13 protein-coding genes are annotated in these 16742 nt (G+C 36.8%); 5 read left to right on the top strand and 8 right to left on the bottom strand.

What is annotated here, in order from left to right; translation table 11 throughout:
- Nucleotides 1–43 precede the first annotated feature (43 nt).
- Nucleotides 44–901 carry a tetratricopeptide repeat protein gene (locus tag AC0L6O_RS01710; protein WP_473305828.1) on the top strand — a complete coding sequence of 286 codons (858 nt, stop codon included), beginning with the start codon at nt 44–46 and terminating at the stop codon, nt 899–901.
- Here AC0L6O_RS01710 and nudK read toward each other — a convergent pair.
- Nucleotides 884–1477: a GDP-mannose pyrophosphatase NudK gene (gene nudK / locus AC0L6O_RS01705; RefSeq protein WP_473305826.1), complete on the bottom strand. Its 594-nt coding sequence runs from the start codon at nt 1475–1477 to the stop codon at nt 884–886. The two genes, AC0L6O_RS01710 and nudK, sit on opposite strands and share 18 nt — an antisense overlap.
- Before the next feature lie 53 nt (nt 1478–1530).
- On the opposite strand from nudK, the gene AC0L6O_RS01700 reads away from it, so the two are divergent.
- Entirely contained in the window at nt 1531–2217 is a 687-nt protein-coding gene (locus tag AC0L6O_RS01700; protein ID WP_473305825.1) for a DeoR/GlpR family DNA-binding transcription regulator, read from the top strand.
- Nucleotides 2218–2344: 127 nt separating this feature from the next.
- On the opposite strand, the gene AC0L6O_RS01695 is transcribed toward AC0L6O_RS01700, so the two are convergent.
- The 5 genes from AC0L6O_RS01695 to AC0L6O_RS01675 all read right to left on the bottom strand — a co-directional run bounded on the left by AC0L6O_RS01695 (nt 2345) and on the right by AC0L6O_RS01675 (nt 9105).
- Nucleotides 2345–2722 carry a hypothetical protein gene (locus tag AC0L6O_RS01695; protein ID WP_473305823.1) on the bottom strand — a complete coding sequence of 126 codons (378 nt, stop codon included), beginning with the start codon at nt 2720–2722 and terminating at the stop codon, nt 2345–2347.
- 135 nt (nt 2723–2857) lie between these two features.
- The gene (locus tag AC0L6O_RS01690; RefSeq protein ID WP_473305822.1) at nt 2858–3484 is read right to left on the bottom strand and encodes a response regulator; all 627 of its coding nucleotides are present in this window, start codon (nt 3482–3484) and stop codon (nt 2858–2860) included.
- Between the two features lie 2 nt (nt 3485–3486).
- Complete coding sequence (locus AC0L6O_RS01685) at nt 3487–5142, bottom strand: ATP-binding protein (RefSeq protein ID WP_473305820.1); 1656 nt, start codon at nt 5140–5142, stop codon at nt 3487–3489.
- Between the two features lie 26 nt (nt 5143–5168).
- On the bottom strand, nt 5169–6893 hold the full coding sequence (locus AC0L6O_RS01680) for a M3 family oligoendopeptidase (RefSeq protein WP_473305818.1): 1725 nt from the start codon (nt 6891–6893) through the stop codon (nt 5169–5171).
- Between the two features lie 241 nt (nt 6894–7134).
- Nucleotides 7135–9105 carry a YgiQ family radical SAM protein gene (locus tag AC0L6O_RS01675; protein ID WP_473305816.1) on the bottom strand — a complete coding sequence of 657 codons (1971 nt, stop codon included), beginning with the start codon at nt 9103–9105 and terminating at the stop codon, nt 7135–7137.
- A gap of 311 nt (nt 9106–9416) precedes the next feature.
- On the opposite strand from AC0L6O_RS01675, the gene AC0L6O_RS01670 reads away from it, so the two are divergent.
- The 3 genes from AC0L6O_RS01670 (at nt 9417) to AC0L6O_RS01660 (ending at nt 14703) form a co-directional block, all read left to right on the top strand.
- Nucleotides 9417–10925: an erythromycin esterase family protein gene (locus AC0L6O_RS01670; RefSeq protein WP_473305814.1), complete on the top strand. Its 1509-nt coding sequence runs from the start codon at nt 9417–9419 to the stop codon at nt 10923–10925.
- 120 nt (nt 10926–11045) lie between these two features.
- Entirely contained in the window at nt 11046–12206 is a 1161-nt protein-coding gene (locus tag AC0L6O_RS01665) for a PQQ-dependent sugar dehydrogenase (protein WP_473305812.1), read from the top strand.
- A 70-nt stretch (nt 12207–12276) separates the two neighbouring features.
- Complete coding sequence (locus AC0L6O_RS01660; RefSeq protein ID WP_473305810.1) at nt 12277–14703, top strand: DUF5686 and carboxypeptidase regulatory-like domain-containing protein; 2427 nt, start codon at nt 12277–12279, stop codon at nt 14701–14703.
- Nucleotides 14704–14718: 15 nt separating this feature from the next.
- Here AC0L6O_RS01660 and AC0L6O_RS01655 read toward each other — a convergent pair whose 3' ends face one another.
- The gene (locus AC0L6O_RS01655; protein ID WP_473305808.1) at nt 14719–15672 is read right to left on the bottom strand and encodes a hypothetical protein; all 954 of its coding nucleotides are present in this window, start codon (nt 15670–15672) and stop codon (nt 14719–14721) included.
- Nucleotides 15673–15701: 29 nt separating this feature from the next.
- The gene (locus tag AC0L6O_RS01650) at nt 15702–16739 is read right to left on the bottom strand and encodes a hypothetical protein (protein WP_473305807.1); all 1038 of its coding nucleotides are present in this window, start codon (nt 16737–16739) and stop codon (nt 15702–15704) included.
- Between the last annotated feature and the right edge of the window lie 3 nt (nt 16740–16742).

Genomic DNA, 16742 nt, shown 5'->3' with positions numbered 1-16742 from the left:
CAGCACTTGCCGTTATATAACAAATTACAGTGCTTAATATAAGATGAAAGGAAGGCTTACAATTGGAATAATATTCTCAACCTGCTTTACCATATTTGGTCAGCAAGTTATTTTGAAATCTGACGCCGCAAGTTCCGGCTCTATAGGGCTTCCTATTTCAAATACCCCAGAAAAAGTTAAAGTAGATTCTAATAAGGATTTTGAACCAACCATGTTCAAAAGTCTAAATGAGACCATTATTCAACGTGATCATGAAGTAATCATGGTGGGGAAAATGGCTCCTGAAGGCTTAAACATTAATGAATTATCTCTTTGGGGCGGTTATCAAAAAAACCTTCAGCAACTGGAGGAAGACAAAGCCTTTTTAAAAGACTGCGACAGAAACTTTGAAAGCAGAGAAAAAGCAAGCCTTTTCTTTTCAGATATGGGCTGGCAATATTTAGAAGAAGGTCATAAAGAAATGGCAACTTATCGTTATAATTTAGCTTACCTGCTTAACCCAGATAACACCGAAATATATTGGGGACTTGGTGTTATAGAATACCAAAAAGGAGAACACCAAGAAGCCATAAAACTAATGTCTATGGGCTTAGAGGCTGATGACAAAAACGCTCCTCTTTTAACAGACCTAGCTACGGTTTATATTACTTGTTTCTCTCAAAACGCTCATAATACAGACCTGCCTAAGGCATATCAGTTATTAAATAAAGCCATTGAATTAGAACCTCAGTACGCAAACGCTTACATGCAGCTTTCTTACGCTAACTTTTTAGACAGCGACATAGATAATGCTTGGGATACCTTTCATAAAGGCTACAAAATAAGCCCAACAGCTATGAATTTTGACTTGCTTTCTCAGCTTCTGGCTGTAAAACCAGACCCTTTAGGCTTCTTTAAGTAATTCTTGTTGTAGCTGAATCATAAGATACTGCAAAAGCATAATGGTCTTACCATCTCTTATCTCGCCAGTTTTTATCATTTCCATGGCTTGCTCAAAGGGTAATTCTAAGACCTCAATATTCTCTTGTTCGTCTTCATGACCTCCGCCATCGCTAACTTTCATTTTAGCCTCATATTCGGCTATAAAAAAGTATAAAATCTCAGTAACCGAACCAGGCGACATGTAAGACTCAAACACTTTCTCTACCTTAGTAAGCCTAAAACCAGTCTCTTCTTCGGTTTCTCTTTTGATACACTCCTCGGGGCTTTGATTATCTAAAAGGCCGGCACAGGCTTCTATAAGCATACCGTCGGCATTACCATTAAGATAAGTGGGCATTCTAAATTGACGCGTCAAAATTACCGTACCTTTCTCTTTATTATAAAGCAAAATCACCGCACCATTACCTCTGTCATAACACTCTCTTGACTGTCTTTGCACCTCGCCTTTATCTGTGGTATAGTCAAAAGTTAGCTTTCTGAGCGTATACCAATTGTCTGACAAAAGTTTATTTTCAATGATATTTATTGCAGCCATATTGAACGAATTTGATTGTTTTTGTTTATTTTTGACCAAATGTAATTCAAAGAATGGGATTTGAAAGAAGAAAGAAGGAAATTTTAAGCCTATTGGCCGAAAAAGAGTTTATTACCGCCTCCGATTTGGTTCAACATCTTGGGGTGTCGGACATTACTATACGTAGAGACCTGTCACAGCTAGAATCACTACACCTTCTTAAAAGAACACATGGTGGTGCTACTAGAATTGACGAAAACCCGATGGTCAGTTTTGACCTAAAATCTTCACAAAACGAGGCCGAGAAACTAAAAATTGGCGAAGCCGCAGCAAAGAAAATAAAAGACCGTGATGTGGTTTTTATTGATTGTGGTAGCACAACTTTACACATTTGCTCACACATCAGAAACCTAAATATAAAGGTGATAACAAATTCGCTGCCTGTGGTAAGTGTTTTGCAAAACTCAAAGGTCAAGGTAAATCTTATAGGCGGTGAATTAGACAGCAAACGACAAGCTGTGCACGGTAAAATGGCTGTAAACCACATAAATCAATATCATGCCAACAAGGCTTTTATAGGTGCTGACGCCATTGATAAAGATGGTAATTTATGGGCAAACTCTGAAACTGAAGCGGAAATAAGCCGAGCCATGATTGACGCCTCTGACAAAACCTACGTTTGTGCCGACTCTTCAAAAAAAGGAAAGAAGGGATATTTGAAGTTTGCTAAAAAAATGGAAGTAGAACAAACCATCTCATAAAACAAAACCCACCTTACTTTCGTAAGATGGGTTCACAATTAGTCTTAACCCCTACGTTAAACTAGAACTGTTTGTTTGTTGAAACTTAAACCATAAAACTAAAAGTGTGGAGTTAGCCTTGGTAAATTTACCTTCTTTGTAAAGTTTGGCTATCCTCTCTACTTTCAAATACCTCTTCTTCCTCTTTAACAATGCCTTCATTTTCCCTAGCTACTCTTACGTATCTATTTTTGGCATTTGCCCCAGTTCCTCTTTTAAGGTCTGTCCTCGCGTATCCAGAAATCAATTCCTTCTCTTCTTGATTTAGAGTCCTGTTTTTAGCGTTTGCTCCTGCTTCATATTTATCTGAAGGCTGAGCGTGTAAACTAAACTTTGTAGCAGGTAAGCTTTCTGCTTTTGCAACTTTATAGTTCTTTGCTTTGGGTCCTTTTTTATACAAAGGGTGCTGGCCAAATGCCACACAAGAACTTAAAAGGAGAACCATTATTATTGATATATTTTTCATAATTGCTTTGACTTTTGATTGATGAATATCTTCATTACAAAAATGTACAAAGCAAGGGCTTTTGTCAATCTAAGAATACCGCCGTTTTTTTGAAGTGACTTTTGGTATGCCTGCCATCCGTATAAATACGGATGCTTAAATAAGCTTTAGTTCAGTAGCCTTTTTTATTAACTCTGCCGAGTTTTTCACATTGAGCTTCTTAAGCATGTTAACTCGGTGAGTTTCTACAGTACGTGTGCTTATAAAAAGCTTTTCAGCTATTTCTTTGGTGGTTAAACCTTCTGCTATAACTTTTAGTATTTCCGTTTCTCTTGGAGATAGCTTCTTTGCCACCTCACCTTCTACGGCCATATTGTTCAGCAAAAGTTCTGTGGTTTCTTTGTTAAAATACTTTTTCCCCTCTGAAACCATCTGAATAGCTAATTTCAATTCCTCCTCATCGGTGTTTTTAAGCAAATAACCCAAGGCTCCATTTCTAACACTTTGCACTATATAGTTGCCATCATTATGCATAGAAAGCATGATAGCTTTTACATTCGGATTTAATTTTCTTAGAATTTCAAGAACCTCTAAGCCTCCTATTTTAGGCATAGTAATGTCTAATAAAACAAGGTCTACAAGGCCTCCTGTTTTTAGAAAATCAATAAACTCTTCACCATCACCAAAAACACCTGCTACTTCCACATGACCCATTTGAGACAACATGGCTGCTAGCCCATTACTGAACAAATGATGGTCGTCTACTATGCCTATTTTTATCATTTTTATAAAGGTAAGGTTACGTCAATGGTGGTTCCTTCTTCTGCACTACTCATGTTAAAACTGCCGCCTAAAGCATCTGTTCTGGCCTTCATATTACTTAATCCAGAACCTCCAGAAATGGCATCTAAATCAAAACCTTTACCATCATCAGAGTAATAAAGATTGACCTGATTTTCTTCTTCTGTTAATACCAAAACAATGTTTTGAGCCTCGGAGTGTTTCAAACCATTATTAAGACATTCTTGAGCTATCCTAAACAAACAAATGTTTGTCTCATCTCCAAAGTTTCCCTGCTTTTCTCCACTATGATTTATAAACTCAATCTCAATTTCAGTGAGTGGCTTCAGCATCAAAACTAGGTTTTGCACAGACTTTGCTACCCCAAAATCCATCAAAGACTGCGGCATTAAATTAAAGGTCATTCTTCTAACCTCATTCACGGTGTCGTCTATAATATCCTTCAAAGCCTTTTTGTTATCCTGAGGCAAATCTTGATTTTGAACCAAAAGTTTGAGGTGCGTTAGCATTGGCCCTAAACCGTCATGAAGTTCTTTTGAAAGCCTTAAACGCTCTTTTTCCTGTCCTGAAATAATAGCAGTTCTTAAATCTCTTTGCTTCAGCGATTCAGATTCATTAAACTTTCTTAACTGTTCACGCATGGCCAACAGCGATTTTCCTAAAGTGTCATTTTCGCCAATTAGCTTGTAATCTGCCTCCAGATTCATGCCTCCTATTTCCTTTGAAAAAGCTATGGTAGACTTAAACTTATTGACCATTTCTGAAAGTGCAACATACATCAGCCTCATTTCATTGCCAATAGGCTTGCTACTAACCTCAAAATCATAGTCGCCCTGAGACATCTTATCTAGATAATACTTCATTTTAAGAAGTGGGCTGGTAAGTGCTCGGGCTAAAAACAGAGAGAGTATAAAAATGATTAGAATAGAAAGTACTATAATAATTAAAAGGTTTTTCTTTAGAGAAACCAATGGCTCCAAAGCCTCTTCGGTGTCAATTTCGGAGAGTATAACCCAATTAATTCCTCTAACATTTAAGGCCTGAAAAGCTCCATAAACCTCCACTCCCCTATAATCATCATAGATTCCTTTTCCTTCTCTTTGCTCAAAAGACTCTAAAACGCCAAAGGAGCGACACTCAAACTCAAAAGGAACTTTCTCAGGATAAAACCTAGACCGAGAGCGTAACCTAAAATCTTCCCCTACTAGGTAAGACTCTCCGCTTTTCCCCATCCCGGTTCGCTCTAATAATATTTTCTTTATTTCCTCCCCTTCGTCATATTGAATCCGGTAGGCTTCATTTTCTTTTTTAACAAAAGCTAATTTCAGAAAACCTCCACTGGCAGCCCCTGTGACATCATAAATGCCATCTCCATGGAAACTTATCAGCTTCTGAAGCTCGTCTAATTCTATAATATCTCCCTCGGAGTCAAACTCAAAAGAACGCCATTCCCTTTCTAAAAAATCTTCAATCTGTACCCTTTTAAGGCCTTTTATTGACGTCAGCTGAAGAAGTACACGTTCGTCAATAGAACTTTTGAACTGTTGATAAAAGAAAAGAGACACCAGCAATATTGTTGGCACAAAAAGCAAATTGACCAAAAATACAATCCAAAACTTTATGCTTACGGTGTTCTTCATTTCTGCCAATTAAAAGAGCCGTTATCCTAAGCCTTTAGCACCTCCAACTCGGAAGCCACAAAACCCATAAGCTCTGAAATAGTAGCCTTTGAGAAATCAAATTTGATATCCATGGCTTCATAAATTTCGCCAATAGTTCCGGTATAACCCATTTTCAAACCTCTCAAATATGCTTCTAAACCTTTCTTTGGATCGTTTTTATAATTACGCCAAACAGAAATAGCCCCAAGCTGAGCCATACCGTACTCTATATAGTAAAATGGTAATTCAAAAATGTGTAACTGCCTGTGCCAAGTAGCTTCTTTGAACTTTTCAAAACCTGACCAGTCTGTCTGTGTATCGGCAAATTGCTCAAAAATCTTTATCCACTCGGCCTGCCTTTCTTCAGCAGTATGGTTTGGATTTTCATAAATCCAATGCTGAAATTTATCTACCGTAGCTATCCAAGGCAACACGGTCAAAATATCTTCTAAGTGCTCTATTTTTGCTCTTTTAAGCTCCTCTGGCGTTTCAAAGAAAACATCCCAATGCTCCATGGAAATAAGCTCCATAGCCATAGATGCTACTTCTGCCACTTCTGAGGTAGTGTTTTTAAATAAACTCAAAGGAAGCTCTCTTACTTCAAAAGAATGAATAGCATGGCCACCTTCATGCACCATGGTTACCACATCTCGTAGCGTGCTCGTGGCATTCATAAAGATGAAAGGAACACCGATTTCCATCAATGGATAGTTATACCCACCTGGGGCCTTCCCTACTCTAGACTCTACATCAAAATGGCCCATTTTACGCATAATGCGAATATAATCGCCCAGCCTTTTGTCAATTTTATCAAAACAAGCTTCTGTTTTATTCAGCAAGTCTTCGCCATCCGTAAATGGTTTCAAACCTTCCCTTCCTTCCACATCCACTTTTTTATCCCAAGGTCTGTAAGAATCTAAACCAAGTTTGGCTTTTCTTTCTTTTTGTCCTGCATCAAGCAATGGAACCACCGCCTCAGCCACCGACTCATGAAAGTCAAAACAGTCTTTTGGCGTATAATCAAACCTCCCTAATGAAGCAAAAGCAAAATCCCTATAGTTTTTGAAGTCTGCATTTTCAGCTACCTTTTGCCTAAGTCCTTTTAACTCGTCAAAAAGCTTATCGAGCTTCGTTCTATCTTGCTCTCTTCTTTCTCCTATTTTTAACCAAGCCTCTTCTCTTTTAGCTCTATCTGTACCCATCATGAAAGAACCCGCCTTTTGAAGTGTCATTTCTTCATCATCAATAGTTACAGTCATGGCTCCAGTGGCAGCCTGATACTCTGTAGACTTTGTTTGAATTTCGGTAACTAAAGGAATATTTGACTCCCTAAATATCTCTACCGACTTTTTCATGCTCCTAAGAGCTATCTTATAACCATTCCCTTTAAGGTCTTTTAAGAAAGGACTTTCTAATGCTTTCTTATTAAGCTTATCGTCAAAAACAGCTAAGTGAGGCTGTATTTCAGTTACAAAGTATTGATAGTTTTTTTGAGCTTCTTCGTTCTTGGTGTCGCAGGTCATTTTGATATAACGCCACGCCATATTTTCTGACAAGTAAGACTCTAATTCATCTCTGTCTTTAAACCATTGCTCTAAGCCTTCACCAGAATTGATTTCTCTACTCACTAAATCTTCGTAAAAACCCTTCAAGCTCTCCCAGCCATTCAGTTCAAAGTCTTCTCCTAAAAATTTTCTTGGCTTACGTGTTGGTATAACTAGTTCTTGCAATGTATTGTTTGTCTTATTGGTTCGTCAAAATTAGTAAACGCTATGAATCGCGGGAAAGTTTGGGGAGGATTATAAATTGGTTTAACCCAAAGTATTCTGCTAAAATTTCGGTATTAAATTTTTACAAGGAGCTATTCTCCTTTAAAAGGACTTGCTATGAAAGCCCAGAATTGAGCTTCCTCCATAGTAAAAATGGACTTCCTCCCAAAGGTAGAGGTTGTATTCAAAAAAAGTCTGAGCCCTAAGCCCAGCCTTTCTTCTTCTTAAAAGTCTTCTTTTTCTTTGATGGCGTGCCGCCTTGAATTGGAGTATTATCTTTTTTGCGTTTTGGAGGTCTTCCTTCTGAAAACTCTTTACGCTCTGTTTTCACTGGGTGAGCCAAAAGCTGTTTGGCCAAATCAGGTCTACCTAATTTGTTCAACCTACTTTTAATCCAACCTCTCATGTCGTTTTTCCACCAGAAGAAATACTTGTTTTGCGTCTGTTTTTCCTCTCTGGTTTTAACGGTTTTAATTGGTTGCAGGGTGTAAGGATGTACGCCCGCATAGTAAATAACCGTAGCCACCGTCATAGGTGTTGGTGTGAAATCTTGTACTTGCTCTAATTTGAAACCCATGTCCTTAGTTTCTGCCGCTAGATTCGCCATATCGGCCTCTTCACAGCCTGGGTGAGAACTAATGAAATAAGGAATAAGTGGCTGTTTTAAGCCATGTTTATCTTGAATGTCGTCATACTTCTCTTTAAACTTTCTGAAGTGCTTAAAGGACGGCTTACGCATTACCTTCAGGGTATTGTCTGCCGTATGTTCAGGAGCTACCTTTAACCTCCCAGAAACGTGACGTGTGACCAGCTGTTCCATGTATTCGTCATGGTTGCCATCTTCGTTATTCTTATTAAAGTCATCTACCAATAAATCATAACGAATTCCAGAACCAACAAAAGCTTTTTTGACATCTGGGTGTTCGTCTACCTTTCTATAAATCTCCGTTAAAGGATTATGCGAAGTATCAAGGTTTGAACAAATAACCGGATGAATACAGCTAGGTGCTTGGCATTTTGCACAAATAGACTCATCCTTACCTTTCATGCGGTACATATTTGCCGAAGGTCCTCCCAAGTCAGAAAGATAACCTTTAAAGTCTGGGTGCTTAGTAAGTTCGTCCACCTCTTTCATGATAGACTCCTGAGAGCGTGAGGCTATGAACTTACCCTGATGGGCAGAAATAGTACAAAAACTACATCCTCCAAAACAACCTCGGTGCATATTGACCGAGAATTTAATCATTTCGTAAGCCGGTATTGGCCCCCTTTTCTTATACTTTGGATGAGGTAGCCTAGTGTATGGCATGTCAAAAGATTTATCCATCTCTTGCTCCGTCATAGTAACAAAGGGCGGATTAATAACTAATGTCTTCCCTCCTACCTTTTGGGTCAACCTATTTGCCTGCCATTTGTTAGACTCTACCTCCACTAACTTAAAGTTAGAGGCATATTTGATTTTATCTTTCAGGCAGTCTTCATGGCTTGAAAGCTCTATGGTATTCCAACCTTTATAAGACCTAACCTCCTCCGTAGTATCTTCTAGGTAAGAAATCTGATTCACATCTTTAATACTTTCAAGAGGCACTCCTTTTTGCACTAACCTTAAAATTTCTCTTAATGGCTGCTCTCCCATTCCGTATACCAACATATCCGCACCTGAATCTGCTAGAATACTTGGGAAAAGCTTATCTGCCCAATAGTCATAATGTGTTACTCTACGCAGCGAAGCCTCAATTCCTCCTATCAAAACAGGAACATCAGGATATAGCTCTTTCAATATTTTAGTATAGACCGTAGTGGCATAATCTGGTCTAAAACCAGCTTCACCGCCAGGGGTATAACTGTCGTCAGAACGTCTACGTTTATTGGCTGTATAATGATTTACCATAGAATCCATACAGCCTGCGGTTACGCCAAAGAAGTACTTAGGCTTACCAAATTTCTTAAAATCACGAAGGTCATCTTGCCAGTTTGGCTGAGGTATAACTGCTACTCTAAAGCCTTCACTTTCCATAATACGACCGATAACCGCAGTTCCGAAAGAAGGATGATCTACATAAGCATCTCCTGACACTATTACCACATCCACATCTTCCCATCCTCGCATCTCCACTTCCTTCTTAGTGATGGGCAGCCAATGTGTTACAGGTCTTTCTCTTACTTTTATCATATCCTCGTATTTTTTACAAAGTACTTGAATAATTGCCACAAATCTTTGAATTCGTGTAGTTTGTTGGCATTACCGAGGCCAATAGTTCTATCTAAACACGTTAAGTCTTTTTAACTAAAAAGAAAAGTTAATTAACTTAACTTTAAAAAATCAACCCTCAACATAAGATGGCTAATGCTATAAAAATTAAAACTCTGCTATTAATTTATCTATTTCTCGTTTGCCAAGCACAAGCCCAAAAAAGCAAACAAAATTCAAGATATCCCGTAAAAACCCTTCAAGACTCTTTTATTTCTCTTGACCAGAATTTAGTGGAAACTGAAGACAGTTCAAACAGTCTCAAGCCTCTTTACTATAAAATCCATGATAAAAAAATTGTAGCTATTGGAGAAGCTACGCATGGAACACATGAGATTAGGAAAATTCAATTAACTATTGCTAAGGGCTTAGTTAAAAACGTCAATTTCAAAATGATTTCATTAGGAGAAACAGGCCTCTTAGAGTCTTATCCACTTTATGATTTCGTGGTAAATGGAAATGGTAACATACATGACTTGACAGATAAACAACATTATAATATGTCTGATTTTCTGGGATGGCTTTCAGAATACAATCAAACTAAAGATTTTAAACAAAAAATATGGCTACTGGGTACAGGTACGGACTCACCTGAAATTGTACTAAATTTTATTGAAAAGCATTTCAAGACATATGAAATAAACAACTCAAAAAAGCATATTAATGCCCTTAGACAACTTTTCATAAACACTGAATCTTCAAATGAAGAATTAGTAGACACCTTAAAAAAACATACCAATAGCTTAACCTTATTTTTAAACTCACAAAAGGGGTTTTCTGACTCTTTAAATTTTAAAGTTGAATGTATGTTAAAGTCCATAGAAACTCTTTCTGCTTTTTTTATAAATAAACACAACTCTCTCGCTTTATTTCAAATCCGAGATAAAATTATCTTTAACAACCTCACTTGGTTATTTGAATTAAGAGGTAAAACTGTAATCCTCTTCGCTCACAACTTACATGTCAATAAAGTGCCCCTATTCAATGATTACTACTCTAGCTCAACCAAGCCCTTTGGAGCATATCTATCGGAAACATTTTCTAATGACTATTTATCTATCGGAACAGAAACCATGAAAGGTGTTTTCTACAATTCTCACTCCGCAAGAAATCTCATCTTAGAAGACAAAAACAAGCTCGGAAACATTATAGGGTCATTCACTCCTAATAATTTTGGTCTCGTTTTATTTTCTGATAAATTAAGAAATCACCTTAATTCCTATGACTTAAAAATCACAAACGGAACAGCTAAAAGTGAACTCGTAACTTGTAAAAGAAACCTAGGAGATGCTTTTGATGGAATTATATATATTAAAAAATCAAGTCCATATCAAAGACCAAACTTTTACACTCTTTTCCTAAACCTTAGTGAACAACAATCTGAAGAAATACTCTCAAAAAGAATGCTCGAGATTAGAGCAAATATTAGCCACTTAGAAAAAAAGAGTTCTGTCAAATATCGAATTTACCTGCACGATAAAAACAAAAACCTTCTTTCTGATCATACAAGTTACTTAAACAATAGTCTTCAAAACCTTTCCTTTCCTATTCCCCAAAATGCCAAGTTTTTATCTATAAGCTTACACATTCAAAATTGCGAATACTTCAAAATTGAAGAGTTTACTGTAAATGGTTTTAAACAAAACCTAAAACATTTCAGCCTGCATGACTGGAATAAACAAGGATATAAAATCAAACAAACTAAGGAGAAGCTTTCGGTTTCAAAAGCCACGGCTTTTTAAACTATTATCTATGTCATAAAAACATCAATCTCATGCAACAAAATGCCAAATACTGTTTCGTTTCGTTCATATATTAGTACAGCGAAACCTCTGTATGATAAATTATTATAAACACATAAGATGAAAACATTACTCTTCTTAATCTCAAACCTACTCTATTTAGCTCCCTCTTGCTCTGACTCAGCTCAAAACAACATTGGAACAGACTCGGACGCTGAACTTAAAATGGTAGTAGCCTTTCACAACCTTGAGTTTACAAGACCTGTAGACTTTCAGGTGCCAAACGACGGCACCAATAGAGCTTTTGTAGTAGAGCAAGAAGGCATTATTTCTGTCTTTGAAAATAAATCGGCAGTCACAGAAAAAAGTGTTTTCCTAGATATTTCAAACCAAGTAGACGACAACAGTAACGAAGAAGGTTTGCTAGGTTTAGCCTTTCATCCTAACTTTAAAGAGAATGGCTTTTTCTACCTTAATTACACGGTATCTAGCAGCGAAACATATATTTCTAGGTTTTCATTAGACTCGTCAAACCCTAACAAAGCAAACCCAGAAAGCGAATTAGTCATTCTCAAATATGACCAACCCTATGGAAATCATAATGGCGGACAAGTTACTTTTGGGCCTGATGGCTTTCTCTATATTTCGGTAGGTGATGGTGGTTCTGGTGGCGACCCAAAAGGAAATGGACAAAATGCTGGAACGCTTCTCGGCTCTATTTTGAGAATTGATGTTGATAAGACCGAAAACGGAAAAAACTATGGCATTCCACAAGACAATCCTTTTGTAAATAGTTCAACCAAGAGAGAAGAGATTTTTGCCTACGGCTTAAGAAATCCATGGCGTATAAGTTTTGACGCCGAAACTGGCAGACTTTGGTGTGCTGATGTTGGCCAAAATGCCTACGAAGAAGTAGATATTATTACAAAAGGTGGAAACTATGGCTGGAATGACATGGAAGGCTTACACACCTACAAATCTGGTAGCAACTCTCCAGATTATATTGCACCAGTATTAGAAATAGCACAAAGCACAGGCGACAAATCTATAACAGGAGGTTTTGCCTATAGAGGTACTCTTCTTCCTGACTTAGTAGGCAAATACATTTTTGCAGATTATGTTTCCGGTAGAATATACGCCTTAACTGAAAATGCTGATGGCTCTTTCACAAACGAAATTTTGATGGACCAATACCAAAACATTTCAGCCTTTGGTGTAGACCAAGATAATGAACTTTACATCTGTGCTTTTGATGGGAAAATTTATAAACTTGAGCAATAGACCTTTAAACCTTTTTAACAACTTGCTATGTTAAAATACCCTTATTTTGTGGTTCAATAAACCCATTTTAATGCGGGCTATTTTATCTTGTTTTTTATTTCTTGGCGTTTTGAGTCTTCAGGCTCAAACCTTCTATAAACTTAGAGGCTATGTTTATTCAGAGGATAACCAACCCCTACCGGGAGCAAACATCAGGGTTTATGACTCTCAAACAGGAACCCAAGCAAACGCCGAGGGTCAATTTGAAATTAGCTTAGAGCAGGGTTTGCACCGTATTGGCGTGTCCTACATCGGCTACACAAGCCAATACTTAGAATTAGTTATTGAGAAAGATGATGTCAAGAACATCTTTCTAAAGGCCGACACCTCTATGCTTAATGAGGTAGTAGTAAATGTCAAAAAGAAAGATTTTAGCTATGAGGTGATTAGGAATGTTATTGAAAACAAAGAAAAGTACCTCAACCAATATCAAAACTACCGCTGTAACACCTATGTCAAATCTCTGGAAGAACCTGTCAATATAAAAGCTCCGAAACCAAGCAAAGACGACGACCCATTCAAAAACGATAGCATTCCACAGAAAAATTATTTTGAAGCCAATATTACTCGATATGCCGCTCCTCCAAATAAATTAAAGGAAGAGCGAACGGCCGTTAAAAAAATAGGCGAACAAGAAACCTTGTTTTTTACATCAACCACCGATGGAGAGTTTGACCTTTACCAAAACCTTCAGCAAATCAATAAGCTGAGTGAAAACTCCTTTGTCTCGCCCATTAGTCCGCTAGGTTTTGCATCATATAAATACAAACTAGAAGACACCTTTTACGATGACGGAAAACTGGTTTATAAAATTTCAATCAAGCCAAAGCAAACCGGAAACGCTCTTTATGAAGGAGAAATTGAGGTTTTTGACCAGTTATGGGTGCTAAAGTCGGTTGATTTAAGCCTTTCAAAAAAGTCCCTTATCATTTACGACGAATTCGCCTTTAAACAAGCTTATGAAAAATTTGAAGATAAGTGGGTCATCACTTCAGAACGATTTGAATGGAAGCTTAAAGAAGCAGGGCAAATAAAGACAGGAGTTACCACAGTTAGCCAGTCTAACTTTGTTTTTGACAGCACTTACGCCAAAAACTTCTTTGGTCCAGAATTGGCGAAAACAACACAAGAGGCATACAAAAGAGATTCTACCTTTTGGGACAGCATAAGACCAGAACCCTTATCAAGAGAAGAGCGAGACGTGGTCAAAAAACAAGAAGTCTACGACCTCCGCGTTAACTCAAAAGAATATTTAGATTCGATAGACGCTGTTTATAATAAAATAACATTTTTAAAAGTAGCTTGGAGTGGCGTAGGACATATAAATAGAGCAAAAAAAACGAATTGGGAGTTTGGCTCTATTCCATCACTGATTAACGTTGTGGCTATTGGCGGTTGGCGTATGCAGTATAACATCAACTACCTAAAACGCTTTGAAAACCGTAAAAAAATTAGGGTTAGCCCATATCTGAATTATGGTTTTCTCAATAGAGACTTAAGGGGGCAACTTACGGTAGACTATCTCTATAATCCTGTTAAACAATCGAGCCTTTTCTTAAACGTCGGTCAGGGTTTTGACGTAATTAATGGCAGTGCTACCATCTCAGACATCATAAAAAGAAACAACTTTTACATAAACACGGGCCTAAACCTTGGTCATAGAACAGAGCTTTTTAACGGTTTTTACTTCAATACAGATATTCAGGTAAACAAACGAGAGGACTTTGGAGATTTTAAGTTTTCTAGGCTTGGTGACGAGCTTTTTGACGAAAATGACCCCCAGGTTTTCCCAAACAGCACCATTCTGAAAACAAATTTCAAGATAGATTATACACCAAAACAGCTCTATATTTCAGAACCCAATGAAAAGATAGTTTTAGGCTCTAAATTTCCAACATTCAGTTTACAATATAAAAGAGCATTGCAATTAGATAATAAGCTCAAAAAAGCCTTTACCAACATAGAGTTTAATATCGCTCAGTATTTTAATGTGGGTATACTCGGCACTTCGGAATACAAAATCAGTATTAGTAAGTTTTTAGATACCACAAAGGTGGCACCCATGGATTATAAATATCAAAGAGGTGGTGACCCCATTTGGTTTTCGCCAAGCATGTCTACCTATCAGTTAATTCCTCAAACATTTAGTACTTTCGGTTGGGTATTTGAATCGCATTATGAACATCAGTTTAATGGCTTTTTGACCAGCAAAATCCCACTTATTAATAAAACTGGCATTAATACTACCGCAGGGGCAGGTTTGCTTTATGTGCCTGACCAAAATTATCAATACTCCGAGTTTTATGCAGGTATAAACAGGGTTTTTAAAATAGGTAAAGCCAGGTTTAGACTGGGAGCTTATTATGTTACCTCACAGTCAAATCAGTTTGGTTTTGATAGTGGTTTTAAGTTCTCTCTGGAGCCTTACAATAGGAATAAGAATACTTGGAGTTTTTAGGTACTTCTACTTATGTTAGAACTGAACCTTGGTCTTTTCAAATTTCCCAGTCTCTAAGTTTAACAAAAGTATTTCATTCTTTGCCGTTTTAATATGCCATTTATTTGAAGGAGCGTTTGGTTGAAGTGCAGATGTACCTCCAGAAAGAAGAAGCCTTTCTGCGTAATGTACTTTTATAGCATTCATATTATAAGCAAGGCTGTTTTGGTATTTTATCAAACCAACAAATACTCCATTCTCTTGATACATAAACTTAGTGCCGTCATAAAGACCCCATATTTCATTACTGTTTTTATTGTTTATACCTAAACATTCTAAGCAATCAAAAAACCAGTTTTTTCTAACATTCGAGTCTAATATTTCCTCTTCTGTCAAAAAAATGCTTGGTGAATTGTTCAATAATTCCTCGATGCTCATATAAACACCAATGGAAGGAAATTCTGGTATTTTATAAAATTGACTAGCTCTACGAGCTTCACTTATTAATTCCTGATAGGCCTTAACCTTTTCCTCTTCAATTGTCTCTAAGATTGCTTTTAAGGCTAAAGTTGGTAGCTTTCTTTGTTTTCCTTTTACATGTTCATCAAAGCGGCGAAGTTTGTTCCTAGAAATACCATTTGTTAAATAAATCACTCCTTGAACATTCCAATAAACGGTTTGAGTATTACCTATATTTAAAGGTTCTTCAATTTTTTCTATGTTTATTTCATAGCTAAACCAAGGCTCATATCGATATTCAATAAATTCTAATTTTGTGGTACAAGTATTAAGAAGATGTGAAATTTCATCTTGCGAAACTTCGGAAACAAACCCCTTAGACTTTAAACTAAAGTCTGAAGCAAAACTTACTTGAGCTGCCTTTATATTAACTCTATTTTTAACCTTCACAGAGAACGGTTCATACTTTTGAGAAAAGGCCAGTAAGGGAAAAGTAAATAGTAGAACAGTAGCCGTATATATATTTTTCATTTGCTAATGTTAGAAAACACTATTTTAAATTATTCTTCCTCTTTAAAGACATAATTGAAGTGCCCATTTTTCTTATTCAAAATATAAAGCTTCTTCTCTAGAGAAGGTTTATTTATTCGCCATAAGGCTAAAATAGCTTCGTTCCCAGCATCCAGTAAACCTATTGGGCCTTGTAATAGTACATTCCCTACCAAAGACAAAGGTAAAGTTGATGGAGAGTTACTTACTACCTCCAACTCTAATGCATAGGCTGGAAAAACAAAATTGCTATCTTTTTGGTGAAGTTTTACTAAAACATTGTCAATCAAAGCCAAATACTCCTTTCCTGTAAAAATCCCCCAATAATTACTTAGAATTGATGAAGCTTGCATCTTCTTATCATCTAGACCAAAATCCATATAAATACTTAGATAATTCTTATCTGGTATTATATTAACCAGCTCTTCTTCTGACAATGCTCTTCTAGGTTCATTTGACTTTAAGTCTTCAAAAAACAAATAAACGCCTGGTTTTTGTGTTTCGAAGTTAAACCTGAACGGTTCATTAATTTTACTAATTTCCTCATGCCAACTCTTAATTTTGCTGGGCAATCTTAAGGATTGCTCAATCTCTTCGATATCTAAGTCTCCTATAGCCTTTTCTAAAAGTAGTCTGGGCATATATTTCATTTTTGTCTCGACCTCGGCTCTAACAGACTTTATTTTTATTAACTTCTCTCCCTCTTTAGAATAAAAATAAAAGATACCAGTCGCTTTTCCGTAGTCTTTAAAGTTAGGATTCAACTCAATATCCAATTCAGAGAAGTAAACTAAAAAATTGTGTAGCGTGAGTGCACTTTTATTCTTCTTTTTTGAGGCAGTGAATATGCCTTGCTCTAGGTGTTCTATTAATTCATTATTCCAAAAAGACAACTCTATCTCCTTAGAAAGAACAACCTCAACAGATTCTACTTGAAGGTTATTAATCTTCATTTTGTAATTAGCCAACTTTATTTCATTTGGAGTCTGAGCTGAAGACGTTATCCAAAAAGATAACATGCAAAAAACAATAGTTGCTAATTTTTTCATACT

The organism is Arcticibacterium sp. GJ41-1, from assembly GCF_055808875.1.
The sequence above is the reverse complement of the archived record's forward strand: the minus strand, read 5'-3'. Positions and strand labels throughout refer to the sequence as shown.

Excerpts from the sequence above, each read along its gene's own strand:
- AC0L6O_RS01695 (WP_473305823.1), bottom strand. The coding sequence starts at position 2,722 with ATGAAAAATATATCAATAATAATGGTTCTCCTTTTAAGTTCTTGTGTG.
- AC0L6O_RS01690 (WP_473305822.1), bottom strand. The coding sequence starts at position 3,484 with ATGATAAAAATAGGCATAGTAGACGACCATCATTTGTTCAGTAATGGG.
- nudK (WP_473305826.1), bottom strand. The coding sequence starts at position 1,477 with ATGGCTGCAATAAATATCATTGAAAATAAACTTTTGTCAGACAATTGG.
- AC0L6O_RS01700 (WP_473305825.1), top strand. The coding sequence starts at position 1,531 with ATGGGATTTGAAAGAAGAAAGAAGGAAATTTTAAGCCTATTGGCCGAA.
- AC0L6O_RS01710 (WP_473305828.1), top strand. The coding sequence starts at position 44 with ATGAAAGGAAGGCTTACAATTGGAATAATATTCTCAACCTGCTTTACC.
- AC0L6O_RS01675 (WP_473305816.1), bottom strand. The coding sequence starts at position 9,105 with ATGATAAAAGTAAGAGAAAGACCTGTAACACATTGGCTGCCCATCACT.
- AC0L6O_RS01660 (WP_473305810.1), top strand. The coding sequence starts at position 12,277 with ATGCGGGCTATTTTATCTTGTTTTTTATTTCTTGGCGTTTTGAGTCTT.
- AC0L6O_RS01665 (WP_473305812.1), top strand. The coding sequence starts at position 11,046 with ATGAAAACATTACTCTTCTTAATCTCAAACCTACTCTATTTAGCTCCC.
- AC0L6O_RS01655 (WP_473305808.1), bottom strand. The coding sequence starts at position 15,672 with ATGAAAAATATATATACGGCTACTGTTCTACTATTTACTTTTCCCTTA.
- AC0L6O_RS01685 (WP_473305820.1), bottom strand. The coding sequence starts at position 5,142 with ATGAAGAACACCGTAAGCATAAAGTTTTGGATTGTATTTTTGGTCAAT.
- AC0L6O_RS01650 (WP_473305807.1), bottom strand. The coding sequence starts at position 16,739 with ATGAAAAAATTAGCAACTATTGTTTTTTGCATGTTATCTTTTTGGATA.